Origin of the sequence: Pseudomonas vancouverensis (assembly GCF_004348895.1) — a bacterium.
Taxonomy (GTDB): Bacteria; Pseudomonadota; Gammaproteobacteria; order Pseudomonadales; family Pseudomonadaceae; genus Aquipseudomonas; species Aquipseudomonas vancouverensis.
Genome location: NZ_RRZK01000023.1, coordinates 11,464 through 27,891, shown reverse-complemented (window position 1 = coordinate 27,891; position 16,428 = coordinate 11,464). Strand labels below are relative to the sequence as shown.

Genomic DNA, 16,428 nt, shown 5'->3' with positions numbered 1-16,428 from the left:
AACAGTTTGAAACGAGGTTGCGGAGCAACCGGTAAAACTCATCGATTAAGCACTTTTATACCCGAGTTCTGTCAAGCCTCGAAAGTTCGCCCGGCAAGCAATATGTACCGCACTCGCCCAGCGCATTGTTCTTATGGTTTTTCCCCCGACCTGACCACGGCGATCAGCTTGATCGTCCTTAATAAGGAAAGACCATGGATACCTCTCCTCTACCGTACTTCTTTGATGAGGCAGAACGTGCATCCGCCGGCAAACAGCCCGGCGACCGCGAAAAGGCTCTGAGCCTGACGATGGACGATCTTGTCTGGTTGAAGAATGTCTACCTGGCCACCCATGCTGCACGCACGGGCGCCAAAAAACCCATGCATGCCAAACGCCTATTGCTCGACAATCCAGGCAAGACCGACATTCCGCTGGCGGGTGCCTTTGCCATGAGCCGGGCCGGCAATGGCGAAGTCACCCTCTACACGCCCTGGAAGGGGCTGACCAAACTCGCCGACCTGGACGATCTCACCAGCAAGCTTCAGGGGTGGCTCAAAGAGGACACCGGCAAGCGTGAACTGCTGCGCTATCTCTCCATCGAACAGCGTCATGCAGCGCTGGCGATCGCCGAGCCCGACATTTCCACACAGGACATCGTTGGGGCCGTGTTCGAGGATCAGGAACAGACGCTGAAACTCAACCAGGCACAGAACGACATGACGATGCTGGGCGAACTGCTCAAGACCCCATCGCTGCAAGGGATGCTGGATGAGACGCTGAAAAACGCATTGCTCAGGCGTTTTCCCAAACTGGACCAGCGCCTGACTCGCCTGGAGATCCTGATCCATAGCCCCACAGGTCTGGATGGCACCCGGGGTCAGCAAATAAGGTCCTCGCTGTCCTTGAGCGAAGCCCTGCTGCAGTATTACTTGACCGGTCAATGGCCTGAGGGTGATTCCCGCCGTTTTACCCACCCGTCCCACGGTATGAGCAGCGAGGCCGATAACCAGGCCTGGGAAAGTGCCGTCACTGAAATCGCCAACAGTTTCACGCCTCACCTGCAAAGTCTGCTGGAAACCTTCTGGAACAGCCCGATGAGCCTGGGGCTGTCACGCGAGGCGTTCGTTTGCGAAAGCCTGCACGATACCTTTTGTCTTGACCTGCTCCTCAAGCGCCAGAAAAAAACATTAACGACTACCGAGTACCTGACCCTGATGAAGGTCAGCCTGGCGCCTGCCGCGAACGATTCGCAGCGCATCGAAAAAGTCCGCGTCAGCGCGCCCTTCAAACACCATGTCGAACTGGCTTCGACCTTGATGATCGGCAGTGCGGACTCACTCGGTTTTCTGTACACGCAGTCCAAGGGCGTCGAAGCCGCCAGCGACCTGCCCACCGTGCGCAAGCTCGTGCTGCAGATGATGAAGACAGAAGGCCATGAAGACACATTGCTCAACTTCATGTCCCTGGACGAACGCGGGACTTTTCTGTCATTGGAGCCAGACGAACGAATCATTGTCGGTGTACCGACGGGTCGGCCGGTGTTTGAGCGGTTGATGGCCGACATACTCGACAAACAATTGCGCAATTTGAGCTTCGCCTTGAATCGCTACCGGGAAAGTGAAGGCACTCTCGAACCACATGCCCTATTCGACAAGGCGCTGGATGTCAGGGGACTGCTCGATGATCGGTTGCTGGCGGCTGATGCCGCAGGACGCTGGAGCACCCGCGCCGATCCGCGCTGGAGCGCTCAACCCGCCACGGTAAGGGCCGAAGTGGCGAAGGATCAGTTGAGGCAGCTCAACACCCTTGAGCAGGCTATGCAGCAACGCCTGGCAGTGCACCCGGACATTCCCGCGACAACCCGGACCACTGAGGAAGCACAGCGTGTCGTCGACTCGTCCTTGACCGCTTTGCAATCGAATTTCGCCCATATTTTTTCTATCGCATTGCGCAGTGAGCTGACGCTGCGCGCCGCCACACGTAGCCTGGGTGAAGCGGAACAGTCCCTGATCAAAACAGTACTCGATAGCCCTTTACGCCTGCAGCGAGGGGCGTTTAACGGCTTCTTTCCGGACGTATTTTCCCTGGCATTGTCAGCCAGTGGGGCAACTACCGCCTTGAAATTGGCCAGCTGTTTTGTCGTGACCGAGCGCGGGGGCCTGGACCCGCGGCACTCTGGCAAGGCGATTTTATGGACGCCTGCGTTTGGCTATGAAGTCTTCAATGCATTGTCACCGTTGCTGACTGAATTGAACCAACGAATCAAGGACCCGGCGCAGCGCTTGACCCTTCTGGAGAATCTGGGCCGATGCGAAAGACTGCCCGGCAGATCGTACGCCCTGGCGCCGCTGCAACGTATCGACGGGCACTTTATCGACGAGGTGCAAAAAAACCACGTTCTTCTCGACCGCGTAAGCGTGACCCGTGCACTGGCCTCGAAAATCGCCCCGGCGCCCCTGGCCAATCTTTTGAAGCTGGTAGCCCTGCGCTTGCCGCTAACGGGATTGAGTCGCGCAACCGACATCGCGCTGGCCATTACCACCCAACAAAAACTCCCGGCATGGCTGGCCAAAACTTCCATCAAAGAACTGAGCCTGCACAAGGAGCTGCTTGAGCAATACCTCGACCATGTCAAAGATGATCAGGATTACCTCAGCGGCATTGACGCCCTGGCACGTACGGCGCATCAGGCACTCACCCAACAACTGAAGACGGACGCCCTGGACATTGACCCTGATCAGGTTTCAATCCAGATCAGCGCCGGCCCTACCTCCGCGGCCAGCAGCCAGACACTGACTGACTTCGCCTTGAATCATCTGGACGGTCTGGATCAGGCCCATTTCAGTCTGGTGTCGCTCAATACCAACGTCATTCCCGAAAAAATGGACCAAAGCTATGTCAAAGGCCTGGTACGAAATCTGAAACTGGGTGAGCAGCAGCAGAAAAAACTCAACGAGGCCTTGGCGGACACCCCCGCGAATGCTGCGCGCCGAACGCGTTTCTACGGGCAATTACCCTGGCAGTTGATGCACTTCGCCCACTCGGAAAAACTGCAGGAGCGGTTGAGCGAAACCGGCTTCGACCTGGTACGGCAAATCATGGACATGCCCGACGGCATCGCTCGTTCGACCCTTGAGGGCGCCAGCGCCATCATTCGCCCGCTGGAGTTCACCGGCTCGAAAAGTGGCGAGATCATCAAGGTGCCTGGTGTCTACCTGATTGGTTCCTCCGCCAGCGGCTCTACAGGTCAGGTCCTGCTTGCGCCCTACAGCCCTCGGCACGGGCTCAAGGAATACGATGATGAACAACAGCTGCTGACGGAGCTCAAGACCCGTGAATCGTTGTGGGACTGGGTACTGATGAACCTGCCGTTTACCGAGCGGGTGATGCTGGAATATCGCATGGCCCTGCGGCAGAACCGCGTCGCCAGGGATACGCAGTCCACTACCGATGCCTCCGATAGCGTTGCGTTGGTATCACGACCCATCCAGGGCAATGCGCTCAAGCACTTGTTCAATGACAACGTCGCGCTATTGGGTCGGTTGCTCGGCTGTCAGTCCGACCCTCGCAGGAAAAGCGAATGGGCAACCATCAAAGAAGTGCTGGGTGAGGACTTGCACGCAGCCTACTCGTTTCTCATGGGCAAACTTGCCTATCCCTTGACGGTCTGGCGCAGTTACCGAGACATCAAGCAATCCGCCGAAGACCTGCAAACCCACAAATGGCGGGCAGCAATCATGGCGTTCATCAGTGGCATTGCCCAACTGGCTTCGCTTCGGCAATCGTTGCCGCCGACGTTGACATCTGCTTCATCGCCTGGCCTCCCCACGCCAGTCCCGGCGAACACCCGGGAAAAATGGCAAGACATCCACATCACCGCCCCGGATCGCACAAGCCTGAGTCGTCATGAAAGCCACGACGTCGAACTCCGTTCACTGACACACGATTCGACTTTGGGGCTCTACAGTCATTCAACCGGCAAAAAACGCTACGCAGCGGTTGAAGGCAAAGTGTACCCAGTCATCAAGCGTGGTATCTGGTGGCGCATCGGTGATGCCGATAGCCATGGCCCCAGGATAACCGCGAACACATCAACACAATGGCATCTGGCCGAAGACACACCGACAGCCCGCTACTGCTTGCTCAGACGGCTCGACACTCTGTTTACGGTTTGGGATGGCATGTTCGTCGATGCCCTCGGGATGCCCAGAATCCGTCATCTTTATCCGCAAAAAGCGCGAAAAATCGAGGAAGCACTCGATCTGGCAACCAGCTATGCCTGGAACAGTTTTCAGAACCTGCAACTGCTGAAAACATCCACTGGCGTCATCACTCCCGTGCACCAGCTGATCATGGATTTTGCCGACCTGCCGCAGGTGTTGCCCGCCCATGTCGCGAAGCTTGAAAGAGTCGTGGGCGACCTGCTGACAGCCCTGCTGGAACCCACACTGCGCAAGACCAATTCCAGCCGTATTGCCGTCGGTAGAGTGATTGACGATCCGCTGGGCACTTTCGCCTTCACAGTACCCAAGGACCTGCAGCGCAGGATTTATCTGGCTGAGCGCTTCTTCTCCCCGCGGTTCGATTACTATCGGCCGCACCTCACTGACAGCGCCTTCCCCATCAGCACCCACGCACGGGCGACGACAATCATCCATGAGCTTTCGCACATTGCCTGTGGCGCCGAGGACATCGCCTATCTCGATTCCGGCAGACCATTCCCCGACTTGATTGGCACAGCCAGCACTATAGCCACTGACCTGAAAACTGAATTGGAGGCACTTCAGGACACCGCGCTTTCAATCAGGACGCCTTATACCGAGTTGTTCATGGATTACGATCCGGATACCGGCGCATGGATCGAGCCGGAGATCGACTCCCCCGCGGCGAAACTTGTCTTGTCCCTGACTGGCGAAGACAACCTGAGCGGAGCACGCACTTCCTTCAAGAAGAACCCAATGATCAGACTCGATGTAAAACTGGCAAATGCCGACAGTGTCGCCTGGTTGATCACCCGTCTTGGACGTCATTTACACACCACAACCCCATGATTGCGGCCATGAATGCACAGAAAAAAAATACACGTTGATGGTTAATTGCCATGACTGATGTTCTCGCCGGCTGCCTCGAAGGTTAGAATGCGGGAAATCAGGACCAGTCAATGACCGAACACACGCTCACGGAAACCGAACACGACGCCATCACCGATGCCGCAGCGCATTGGTGTATGCGTCTGCACGCCCATGACTGCACCGAGCAAGAGCGGCAAGCGTTCGAGCAGTGGCGTGACGCGCATCCATTGCACGCGTTTGAATACGAAGCGATGCTGGAAATCTGGGACGTCGCCGGCGACCTGCCGCGTCCCGAGCCCGTCGCCGCTCCGGTTCGCCGGCAGGTTCAATCCGCCTGGCGAACCTGGGGTGTCGCCGCCGCAATCTGTGCCCTGGCAGTGCCATTGGCCGGTTACGGCGGCTGGCAGCTGGGTTGGGTGCCCAACACCTATCAGCATTTCGAATCCACCGATAATGTCCGTACGGTGACGCTCAAGGATGGCAGTCAGGTGGAGCTGAACCTGGGCACTGAGCTGACCTACAGCAACTACAAGGATCAGCGCCAGGTCACCCTGAAAAAAGGCGAAGCCTTCTTCAGCGTCAGCCATGACACACGCCATCCATTCGTGGTCAAGGCTGCTGAAGGTCGAATCCGGGTTACCGGGACCAAATTCAATGTCTGGATGTACGAAGATCAGGTCAAGGTCAACCTGATCGAGGGCTCGGTGCTCGTCAGCAGTAACGATGACCTGACGGGAGACGGCCTGCGTCTGGGCCCGGCCATGCAAGCCAGCTATGGCCATGGCGACTTCATTCCGCGCATCAGCCAGACCTATGAGAATGACAGTTCGCTGGCCTGGCGCCAGGGCAAACTGGTCCTCGATGACCTCGCGCTCAACGAGGCACTGCCACTGATCAATCGTTATCTGGACAAGCCGCTAAGGGTCGCCGACAACAGCACAGGCGCGATCCGCATCGGCGGGATCTACAACATCAAAGAGATCAACGGCCTGGTGAAATCCCTGCCGCGGGTATTGCCGGTGTACCTGACCCGCAATCAGGACGGCGACCTGGTGGTCAACGCCATTCCGCAGAAGTCCCCCAAAACCTGAAAAGGCCGCTACCCCTGACGGGCGCGGCCTTCTTTTTCTATCAAAACACCTTCAACTCATTTACCAGCGACGCTTGCAGCGTGTTCATCCTGCTGTCGGATCGTCTGTACCTGATAGTGTGGATCGGCGCTGATCTGCTGCTCGGTAAACGGCAGGACGCTCAGTTGCTTGTTCGAAAAGGCCTCGGTCTGGTCCCGTGAATAGGCCGACGCCGGATCACTGGACAACGAAAACGCCAGCAGCCCCTTGGCCTGTGGCCCCTTGTCATCGAAGGTCACGATCTGCAAGTAACTGGTACCGCTGACCACCTCACGCTTGCCGTCGGAGCGCGGCACGCTTTGAATGGCGTTGTAGACCCCCAATTCTCCCGGTCCACCATGAATCGCCGTCTGCTGCCCACCACTGCTGACCACCTGAACATCACCCCAACGACTGTCCGGCTTGAGGCCTGCCGTTTTCACCTGCTCGATCGAAGCCAGCAGCGCCTCACGCAACGTTTTCGCCACCTCCGGACGCTCAATGGCCAACCCGCGCGGGGTATGCAGCGGGTCTTGCGGATCGAAGGCCACTCGCCATGCCTGCGGTATTTGCCCGAGCGCCTGCATGACATTCTGGAAATGCACAAATCCGAGACCGCTGTTCAGGTTCGCATGCCAGTCCCAGTTTTTCAGGCTGAAGCACACCGGCGTCAGGGCTTCTGCGTCGTTCCCCTGCTGCGCTTCGCAGAACTTCAGCACATCAGGCATCACCTGAACGGCCTGGTACACCTGGTCGTCCATGACCATGTGTTGCAGGTCCATCGACCCGATTTTACCGGCCTGGATCAAGGCGCCAAGCCGATCCAGCGCAAAGCGCGAACGCCACCCCAATGGCTGTTTTTCCTGGCTGATCAATGGCGAGTAGCCGGTCAGGGGCTGCGCCGGGTTGGCCATCCACGCAGAGTCGTTGGAATGCTGAACGAAGTCCTTGCGCAACAGTTGCGGCAAGTTGGTCGAGGCGACGATGCCTGGCTGCGCTGCCTGCGGATCGATGTCCCAGGCACAGACGCTGCGGCTGCCATCAAGCATGATCATCTGATAGCCGACGCGTGGGTCAGTACACTCGGTCAGTTTCGCCGCACTAACGTTGGGCACCACCGAGAGATTCATGTACAGCGTCTGCCCCTGATCGTCGGCGGCGAGTGTGTTGACCCATGGAATCCCCTGGATCTGCTGAACCGATGCCTGAAAGTCCTTCAGATTGCTGGCGCGATTCATTGCATACCACTGTTGCAGCACACGGTCGTTATCCAGGTTCGCGTCGCGCAGGCTGTAGGCGTACTGATGATCCCAATCGAGTTTGCCGGGCCATTGCACAATCGGGCCGAATTTTGAACTGTAAATCTCGCGGGTAACGGCCCGAACCTGCCCGTCTGCCTGTTTGACGTTGACGGTCAGCGTCTGTTTGTCCAGCGGCAATGACTTGCCATCCAGCAAGTAGCGCGTCGAGTCCCTGGGGTCCAGTTGCAGACGGTACAGGGTGAAGTGCTTCGACGAGTCCACGGTGTGGGTCCAGGCCAGGTGCTGGTTGAAACCGATATTGATCAGGGGCAGCCCCGGCAGCGCCGCCCCCATCACGTCCAGCTGGCCGGGGATGGTCAGGTGCATCTGATAGAAACGCATGCCACCGACCCAGGGAAAATGGGGATTGGCCAGCAGCATGCCGCGACCGTTGAAAGAGCGGTCGCTGCCGATTGCCACGGCGTTGCTGCCCCGGTCCAGGGCAAAGCGTTGCCGGCGCGCGTCGGCGACCTTGAACGTGGCGGGTGCCTCGGCGCCCTGTGTGACCGATCGAGGCGGTGAGGCGCCGGCCAGCGCTTCGGCAAATTGCCCGACGCCACCTTCGACCAACAGCCGACGGGTCAGTTTGACCAGATCGGCCGTGGTGATGTCACGCACCCACTCGCCCTGACATTGCGCAGGCAGTCCCTGTGGGCGCCGTTCGGCCAGTGAGCGGTTATAGCCCGCTACGTAACCCTCGATCAGCTCGCGCACTTGCGGGGTTTGCTTCCGCCAGAAATCAGCCACTGCGTGCGAGGTATTCAGCCAGGTGAAAAAGACATCGCTGGCCAGATTCTCGCGCTCCTCGACCGTGAACTGATCCGGCCCGAAGTAGCGTGAGCGTTCGCCATTTACGGTGGTGATTTCGTTAGCTAGCAGGCACAAATTGTCCTGAGCGTAGGCGTAGCCGATGCCGTATCCCAATCCCCGTTCGTTTTCGGCACGAATATGCGGTACGCCAAAACTGGTGCGGCGGATATCGGCGGAGGTCTGGACAGGTTCGCTGCGCGCGTTCGCGGCAAGGGTCAGCCCTAGCATCGAAACCACCAGGCTCAACCTGGTTAACTGGCTGGAAATAATCACGCTTGCTCCTGATCGAAAAAACCATGGTCACAGCCACACGCATACGCACGCCCTGCGCCTCCCTGAAAGGACGAAGCAAGCAACAAAAATTTAGGATTTCGAGGTTATTTTCAGCCAGCTGACAGGTTCCTGACACGCTGCCGACAAAATTTCTACATTTGAGCCTTCATGATTTCCGTGGCTCATACGTCTAGTCATGTAAGAGCGCCCCATTTTCCTGATCAGGCTCTGAAAAGGAGTTTTGCCATGTTCAACTCGCACCTGCCAACGGACGGTAGCACTGCGCCAAAGGGTACTTCCATGGGAGTCGGCGTGTTCGAGCCGCGTACCGAGCGTCACGGCAACGAACGGATCAGGGTCCTGCTCAAGAGCTTCGGCCTGCGCACCAGCCTGATTCGCCTGAAAGTCATCGATGCCCTGCTGACTGCCGCCGAAAGCGACCGCAGCCTGGGGGTGCGCGGGGTGCACAGTCACCTGCTGGAACTGGACATTCCCCTGTCCTTCCTGAGTGTGCGCGAAGTGCTCAAACGCCTGTGCAGCGAAGGCGTGATCGTCCTCAATCCGGACAAGAGCTACAGCCTGCATCCACAGGCTGCCGCCATACTCCACATCGAGTAATCGGGTCGCCCTGGCCTCAGGGCTTGACCTTGCGCCGCATCACGCCATTGATGACGACCACGACCACCGCCACGCCGATGGCGATGTACTGGAACGTCTTTTCGCTGATGACGCCGGTGTTCTGCAACCAGGAAAGGCCAAGCATGATCCCCAGTACCGACAGGGCGATCAGAATCGAGTATTTCAAACGTTGCGACTGTGTCATTGCGGGGTCCTGAAGCTGGAAATGTATCCGGTTTGTATCGAAATGCATGCCAAGCCACTACCCTGTTTCGGGGATAAGCGGCTACAAGCGGGGTCACATGTTACAGCCGATGAAGAGTTTTAGCTTCATAGCGGCGTTAACCATGAGGATTTCCAAATGTTGCGTCGAATCACACTGCTGATTCCCCTGCTAGCCATCCTGACCCTGAGCGGTTGCATCGTTTACCCCCACGGAGGCTGGCACCACGATCACTATGATGACCATGGGTACTATCATCGATAATCATCATCCAGCACCCTGAACCTTTCTATCAAAATCATTACTAGGCTGGGCACACAGCTCCACCAGCCAATCGACAAACACCCGTACCCGCCGAGACAACTGGCGGTGCGGCGGATACAGCGCCGTCAGCGGTAACCCCGGTGGCGGCACTTCCCTCAACACCTCGCACAAACGCCCTTCTGCCAGTTGCCTTGCAACATGGTAGTAGGGCATCTGCACCAGCCCGTAACCCGCCTCACACGCCGCCAGATAACCATCAGCGCTGTTTACTGCCACCTGTTTAGGCAGATCAATTGCGCGTATCTCGTTATCAACGACAAACTCCAGCCCGAAGCGTTTTCCGCTGACGCTGGAAAAGTACTCAACCTCCAGATGCCCCTGCAGATCGGCAACGCTTGACGGAGTGCCGTATCGTTGCAGATAGCCGGGACTGGCGCAGGTCACCTGCTCCAGCATCACCAGCGGCCGTGCCACCAGCGAATCGTCCAGCGACGCGCCGCCGCGCAATACACAATCTACGCCTTCGCGAATCAGGTCGACAGGCCGGTCATTCAAGCCGATTTCCAGCTCGATCAAGGGATACCGGGCCGTAAACTGCGGCAGCGCCGGAATCACGATCAGGCGCCCGATGCCCGCCGGCATGTCCACCCGCAACAAACCCTTGGGGTTGTTTCGCGCGGCACTGAACACCGCTTCGGTCTCCTCCAGATCCGCCAGCAAACGCACACAGCGCGGGTAATAGGCCGCACCGTCGAGGGTCAGACTGATCTGCCGCGTGGTGCGTTGCAGCAGCTGCACACCCAAATGCGCTTCCAGTTGTTTGATAAGCACAGTCACGGAGGCGCGGGGCATTTGCAGGCTGTCGGCAGCCTTGGCAAAGCCACCCAGTTCGACGATCCGAGTAAAGACGCGCATGGCATTGAAACGGTCCATAACGAGTTTGCACCGCCTGATTATTTTGATTTCACGAATAGTGATAGCAGTTTTAGCCGGTTTATCTGGTTTCTGTCGAGGTGAACAATGGTCCCTCATTTCGCCAACGGAGCTGCTGTCATGCAAACACGTCAACTGGGCAAGAACGGCCCGCAAGTGTCCGCCATCGGCCTGGGCTGCATGGGCATGACCGATTTCTACACCACAGGTACCGACACCCGCGAAGCCACGGCTACCCTGCACCGCGCACTGGAGCTGGGCGTCAACCTGCTCGACACCGCCGATATGTACGGCCCGCATACCAATGAGGAACTGATCGGCAAGGCGATTGCAGGCAAACGCGAGCAGGTGTTCCTGGCCAGCAAGTTCGGCATCGTCCGCGACCCGGCCAACCCCACCGCCCGCGGTGTCAACGGCAGGCCTGAGTACATCCGCCAGGCCATCGACGGTAGCCTCAAGCGCCTGGGCGTTGAAACCCTCGACCTGTACTACCAGCATCGCATCGACCCCAACGTGGCCATCGAAGAAACGGTGGGTGCCATGGCCGAACTGGTGACCGCCGGCAAGGTGCGTTACCTGGGTTTGAGCGAAGCCTCCGCATCGACGCTGGAGCGAGCTCACAAGGTGCATCCGATCAGTGCGCTGCAGAGTGAATACTCGTTATGGAGCCGCGATCAGGAAGAGAATGGCTGCCTGGCCACATGCCAGCGCCTGGGTATCGCTTTCGTGCCCTACAGCCCGTTGGGGCGTGGTTTTCTCACCGGTGCACTGAAAAGTCCGGAAGACTTTGCCGCAGACGATTATCGTCGCTTCAGCCCGCGTTTCCAGGGCGAAAACTTCGCGAAAAACCTGTTATTGGTGCAGCAGGTCCAGGCCCTCGCTGCGCAAAAGGGTGTGACCGCAGGCCAACTGGCGCTGGCATGGGTCCTGGCACAGGGTGATTACCTGATCCCGATTCCCGGGACCAAACAGCGCAAATACCTTGAGGAAAATATCGCGGCGCTACAAGTGACATTAAGCCCGCAAGAGCTGCGCGCGCTGGAAGCGATCTTTCCGGCAAACGCTACGGCAGGCCTGCGTTATCCGGAAGAAGTGATGAAGTTGCTCGACCGTTGAAGGCCACCGGCCCGCTCGATCATCGAGCGGGTCCAACCGGTCAGGCCTTCGCCGAGACACCATTGAGTGATTTGGCTGAAGTACCGCTGCTCTTGCCGTAGGTTTCCAGGTTCTGCAAGACGTAGATGGCTTTCTTGAATTCGGGAATCAGGTAGTTGCCGTACTTGTTCCCCTTGATCGCATTGTTCTGGATGCTGTCCAGTTGAGTGGCGAAATACTCCAGTGCGTTGAACTTGGCATCCGGGTCCTTCACGCCAAAACGGTCGAATTTGTCGCCGGCATTGCTCAACGTCACCGCCGTCACGTCGGAGATCAATCCGCGCTCTTTCAAAAAGACGCTGAGGTTGCCCAGGGACTTGACCGACACGTTGGAAGGGTCAAAGCCCTTCATTTGTTTGCGCAAGTCCATCTTGTCCATCTTCGCGGTGTCCAGCGCGATGGGGTTGTTGCCCACCAGCGCCAGCATCTGCCGCACCTTGTCGCTCTGGCTGACTTGCTTGGATCGGCTGCCGGTGTCTCGCACCAGCAGCCCCGCTTTCGCGGTCCAGGATCCGGTTAGGCCGATAGTCATGGAAACTCCTTGTTTGCCCCTGTTGATGGGTCGCGAGTATCGGCTTGAGTGTTGACGGCACCAACCTTTAATTGGCGATTTTCACAATTTTTGTACATTTACGATACAAACCGGAAAACCCCGGACAGACAGGCTCCTGGGCAGCTTCGAAGAAAAGCCGTGAAGGTCATGGCGGGCTCATCAACTGTCTTTTGTATCAATTCCAATACCTTGCCGCGCATCTTCAAACTGACATATTAGTCATGTATCGCTCATCCGCCTGACAGCCTTGATCTACGATGATCATGCGAGCTTTTTCGTAGTAATTCGAAACACTCCTGACATGCCTGACCGGAGAAAATGGTCAGAATGCGTTTTTTTGCCCGCTAGCCGAGATCCCTTCCATGCGTACCCACCTGCGTCTGATCACCCTGAGCGCCCTCCTCCTGTCCTCCCTGGCCCAGGCTGCCGACCTGATCCCGATCGAGGTGCACCGCGACGCCAATTGCGGCTGCTGCAAAAAATGGATCAGCCACCTGGAGGCCAACGGGTTCAAAGTTGAAGACCATGTCGAAGCCGACATGAGCCGCTTCAAGCAGCTGCACGGCGTGCCACCGCGCCTTGCGTCGTGCCACACCGCATTGATCAACGGCAAATTCGTCGAAGGCCATGTGCCGGCCGATCAAGTGCTGGCCTTGAGCAAGCGTGATGATCTGCTGGGCGTTGCCGCCCCCGGCATGCCCATGGGATCGCCCGGAATGGAGATGGATGGCATGAGCGACGCCTATCAGGTGATCGGCCTGAAAAACGATGGTACTGATGTGGTGGTCGCGGACTACCCGGCCCATTGATCTTCGGTGCGTATATTGGGCTGTTCTTCGCCGCATTCGGTGCGGCGACCTTGTTGCCGTTGCAGTCCGAGGCCGTCCTGGTGGGGTTGTTGCTCAGTGACCGCTATGAGCTCTGGATGTTGCTGGCCATCGCGACCCTGGGCAATGTGCTCGGCTCACTGGTCAACTGGTGGCTGGGGCGTGGTATCGAGCGTTTTCGCGGGCGGCGCTGGTTCCCTGTAAAGCCGGCTCTCCTGGAAAAAGCCCGGACCCATTACCAAGGCTACGGCCACTGGTCGCTATTGTTCAGCTGGTTGCCGGTGATCGGCGATCCGCTGACGCTGGTGGCCGGCGTGATGCGCGAACCCCTGGGTCGTTTCCTGTTGATAGTCACCCTGGCCAAGGGCGCCCGTTATTGTGTGCTGGCAATGGCAACACTGGGCTGGATGAGTTGAACGATCATGAACATCCATTGCCTGTGCTTAATCTCGCCCTAATCAAGCCGCACCAGCATCGGCTGCTTTCTGAAATGGAGTTTCCCTCTATGCCGCTTTCCTTCCGCCGCTGGCTGCCCGGTCTGCTCCTGACCGCCGCCCTGCCCGCCATCGCCCATGCCGACGGCCCGGCCTATGGCCCCGAGTTGCAAGGTTTCGAATACCCGTACACGGTCAAACACTTCGCCTTTCAATCCCAGGGCCAATCCCTGCAAATGGGCTACATGGACGTTGCCGCCCACGGCAAGGCCAACGGTCGCAGCATCGTGCTGATGCACGGCAAGAACTTCTGCGGCGCCACTTGGGACAGTTCGATCAAGGCGCTGAGCGAGGCCGGTTACCGAGTGATCGCACCGGATCAGATCGGCTTCTGCACCTCCAGCAAACCGGAACACTATCAGTACAGCTTCCAGCAACTGGCGACCAACACCCAGCAACTGCTCAAGGCCCTCGGCATTCAGAAAGCCACGCTGCTAGGGCACTCCACCGGCGGCATGCTCGCCACCCGATATGCACTGCAATACCCCGAACAGGTCGAGCAACTGGCAATGGTCAACCCGATCGGTCTGGAAGACTGGAAGGCTCTCGGCGTGCCGTACCGCACCATTGACCAATGGTACGAACGAGAACTGAAGCTCACTGCCGACAGCATCCGCACCTATGAACGCAACACCTATTACGAAGGTCGCTGGAAACCCGAGTTCGATCGCTGGGTGGACATGCTCGCCGGGCTGAACAAGGGGCCGGGGCAAAAACAGGTCGCGTGGAACTCGGCGCTGATCTACGACATGATCTTCACTCAACCGGTGTACTACGAATTCAAAAACCTGAAGATGCCGACCCTTCTGCTGATCGGGACATCCGACTCCACCGCCATTGGCAGTGACATCGCCTCGCCTGAGGTCAAGGCGAAGCTCGGCCATTACGACGTCCTCGGCAAGGAAGTCGCCAAGCTGATTCCGCACTCGACCCTGGTGGAGTTCCCCGGCATGGGCCACGCCCCGCAGATGGAAGAACCGCAACAATTCCACCAGGCCCTGCTCGCCTGGTTGAGCAAAAACAACCCCGTGCAATAAAGAGGAACAGCGGATGACGGTGCAGATCGCGGTAATCGATGACTGGCAGGGCGTGGCTCAGGGTGTGGTGGACTGGTCGGCGCTGGATGCCATTGGCCAGGTGAGTTTCCTGCATGACTACCCCGCCGACAATGAAACCCTCGCCCGGCGCCTGGCCGGGTTCGAGGTGATTTGCGTGATGCGCGAACGCACCCGTTTCGATGAAGATTTGCTGCGCCGTCTGCCAAAACTGAAACTGCTGGTGACCGGTGGCATGCGCAATGCTGCCCTTGACCTCAAGGCTGCCGCCGCGCTGGGCATTCAGGTCTGCGGCAGCGACAGCTACAAACACGCCGCACCGGAATTGACCTGGGCTTTGATCATGGCGGCTACGCGCAATCTGGTGGCCGAAGCCAATGCCTTGCGCGCCGGGCAATGGCAGCAAGGCCTGGGTGGCGACCTGCACGGCAAGACCTTGGCCATTCTCGGCCTGGGCAGCATTGGTCAACGTGTCGCCCAGTTCGGTCAGGTGTTCGGCATGCGGGTCATCGCCTGGAGTGAAAACCTCACCGCCGAACGGGCTGCGCAAGTCGGCGTGACCCATGTCAGCAAGCAGGAACTGTTCGAACAGGCAGACGTGCTGTCGGTGCACCTGGTGCTCAGCGAACGCAGTCGCGGTCTGGTGGATGCGCAAGCGCTGGGCTGGATGAAACCCACGGCGTTGCTGGTCAACACCGCTCGCGGGCCGATTGTCGACGAAGCGGCTCTGATCAAGGCCCTGCAGAAAAATCGACTGGCCGGTGCAGCGCTGGATGTGTTCGAACAGGAACCCTTGCCCGCCCATCACCCGTTCCGGACACTGGACAATGTACTGGCCACGCCCCACGTCGGTTACGTCAGCCAGCAGAATTACCAGCTGTTTTTCTCACAGATGATCGAGGATATTCAGGCCTGGTCGGCAGGCACGCCGATTCGCCTGCTCGGTTAACCGCGCTTGACCGCCACAAAGGTGGCCGTGTCGTAAGGCACGGTCACCACCTCTTTGCCGCGCAGGTCCGGCTCTGCGGCAATCAGAGCGCGAATCTGCTCGTCAACCTTACCCCGCACCAGTGCCGGTAGTGCCGCGATGAAGCTGGTGGAGCGCACTCGGTTGAAAATAACGTCTTCCGGCGAGCCGGTATGCCCGTGGCTGAAATGCTGCTCGTGCAGCGGGCCGAACGCAGGGTGCGGAAAGGCATGACGCCAGGCGCCGGTGTAGTAGCGCGGGGTGTCACCCTCCAGCGCATTGACGATGGCGTCCAGTTTCGGTACCCAGCTCACCTGGGTGTCGCGCAAGTTCCACACCAATGCCAACTTGCCACCGGGTTTCAGTACCCGGGCGATTTCCGTCAGCGCTTCACTGCCGGCGAACCAGTGAAAGGCCTGGGCGCAAACCACCACATCCACCGAAGCGTCGGGTAGCGGCAAGTCCATCGCCGTACCATTGACCGCCAGTACACCGGGAAACGCGGCGGACAGTTTTTCCAGCATTTGCGGCACCGGCTCCACGGCAATCACCTGCGCGCCGGTATCCACCAGCCGGGCAGTGAACTTGCCAGTGCCAGCCCCTAGGTCGATCACGGTCTTGTCATCCTCCAGCCCCAGCTCATCGCTCAGCCATTGCGCCACTTGCGGCGGATAGTCAGGCCGGCCGCGCACGTAGGTGTCGGCAACCTGCTTGTAACCGGCGGCCGCCGAATGATGGACTTGATCTCTCATGGCCTGTCTCCCGACTATGGCGAATGCTGACGAGCATAGC

Annotated in this window: 13 protein-coding genes; 8 read left to right on the top strand and 5 right to left on the bottom strand. The window is 58.6% G+C overall.

Annotation, left to right across the window (positions count from 1 at the left end; genetic code table 11):
• Positions 1–194 precede the first annotated feature (194 nt).
• Together EIY72_RS16735 and EIY72_RS16730 are read left to right on the top strand one after the other, a co-directional pair.
• Positions 195–5,033 carry a dermonecrotic toxin domain-containing protein gene (locus EIY72_RS16735; RefSeq protein WP_093220345.1) on the top strand — a complete coding sequence of 1,613 codons (4,839 nt, stop codon included), beginning with the start codon at positions 195–197 and terminating at the stop codon, positions 5,031–5,033.
• A 110-nt stretch (positions 5,034–5,143) separates the two neighbouring features.
• Positions 5,144–6,145, top strand: coding sequence for a FecR family protein (locus EIY72_RS16730; protein WP_093220341.1), 1,002 nt, complete (start codon positions 5,144–5,146; stop codon positions 6,143–6,145).
• Between the two features lie 56 nt (positions 6,146–6,201).
• Here EIY72_RS16730 and pvdQ read toward each other — a convergent pair whose 3' ends face one another.
• Positions 6,202–8,547: a bifunctional acylase PvdQ gene (gene pvdQ, locus EIY72_RS16725; RefSeq protein ID WP_093220337.1), complete on the bottom strand. Its 2,346-nt coding sequence runs from the start codon at positions 8,545–8,547 to the stop codon at positions 6,202–6,204.
• A gap of 246 nt (positions 8,548–8,793) precedes the next feature.
• On the opposite strand from pvdQ, the gene EIY72_RS16720 reads away from it, so the two are divergent.
• On the top strand, positions 8,794–9,165 hold the full coding sequence (locus EIY72_RS16720) for a fe2+ zn2+ uptake regulation protein (RefSeq protein ID WP_093220333.1): 372 nt from the start codon (positions 8,794–8,796) through the stop codon (positions 9,163–9,165).
• A 16-nt stretch (positions 9,166–9,181) separates the two neighbouring features.
• Here the strand turns inward: EIY72_RS16720 and EIY72_RS16715 are convergent, their stop codons facing one another.
• Together EIY72_RS16715 and EIY72_RS16710 are read right to left on the bottom strand one after the other, a co-directional pair.
• Positions 9,182–9,370: a hypothetical protein gene (locus tag EIY72_RS16715; protein ID WP_093220329.1), complete on the bottom strand. Its 189-nt coding sequence runs from the start codon at positions 9,368–9,370 to the stop codon at positions 9,182–9,184.
• Between the two features lie 285 nt (positions 9,371–9,655).
• Complete coding sequence (locus EIY72_RS16710) at positions 9,656–10,585, bottom strand: LysR family transcriptional regulator (protein ID WP_093220325.1); 930 nt, start codon at positions 10,583–10,585, stop codon at positions 9,656–9,658.
• 120 nt (positions 10,586–10,705) lie between these two features.
• Between EIY72_RS16710 and EIY72_RS16705 the strand changes: the two genes are divergently transcribed.
• Positions 10,706–11,701: an aldo/keto reductase gene (locus EIY72_RS16705; RefSeq protein WP_093220321.1), complete on the top strand. Its 996-nt coding sequence runs from the start codon at positions 10,706–10,708 to the stop codon at positions 11,699–11,701.
• 40 nt (positions 11,702–11,741) lie between these two features.
• Here the strand turns inward: EIY72_RS16705 and EIY72_RS16700 are convergent, their stop codons facing one another.
• Positions 11,742–12,272 (bottom strand): hypothetical protein, encoded by a 531-nt coding sequence (locus tag EIY72_RS16700; protein ID WP_093220316.1) that lies wholly within the window; start codon positions 12,270–12,272, stop codon positions 11,742–11,744.
• A 383-nt stretch (positions 12,273–12,655) separates the two neighbouring features.
• On the opposite strand from EIY72_RS16700, the gene EIY72_RS16695 reads away from it, so the two are divergent.
• From EIY72_RS16695 to EIY72_RS16680, 4 genes are all read left to right on the top strand, one after another.
• Positions 12,656–13,102, top strand: coding sequence for a DUF411 domain-containing protein (locus EIY72_RS16695; protein WP_093220312.1), 447 nt, complete (start codon positions 12,656–12,658; stop codon positions 13,100–13,102).
• Positions 13,102–13,536 (top strand): YqaA family protein, encoded by a 435-nt coding sequence (locus EIY72_RS16690; RefSeq protein WP_093230499.1) that lies wholly within the window; start codon positions 13,102–13,104, stop codon positions 13,534–13,536. The genes EIY72_RS16695 and EIY72_RS16690 overlap by 1 nt, the downstream gene beginning before the upstream one ends.
• A gap of 89 nt (positions 13,537–13,625) precedes the next feature.
• Positions 13,626–14,651: an alpha/beta fold hydrolase gene (locus tag EIY72_RS16685; RefSeq protein WP_093220308.1), complete on the top strand. Its 1,026-nt coding sequence runs from the start codon at positions 13,626–13,628 to the stop codon at positions 14,649–14,651.
• Positions 14,652–14,664: 13 nt separating this feature from the next.
• Positions 14,665–15,618: a D-2-hydroxyacid dehydrogenase family protein gene (locus EIY72_RS16680; RefSeq protein WP_093220302.1), complete on the top strand. Its 954-nt coding sequence runs from the start codon at positions 14,665–14,667 to the stop codon at positions 15,616–15,618.
• On the opposite strand, the gene EIY72_RS16675 is transcribed toward EIY72_RS16680, so the two are convergent.
• Entirely contained in the window at positions 15,615–16,388 is a 774-nt protein-coding gene (locus tag EIY72_RS16675) for a class I SAM-dependent methyltransferase (RefSeq protein ID WP_093220297.1), read from the bottom strand. The two genes, EIY72_RS16680 and EIY72_RS16675, sit on opposite strands and share 4 nt — an antisense overlap.
• Positions 16,389–16,428: the final 40 nt, after the last annotated feature.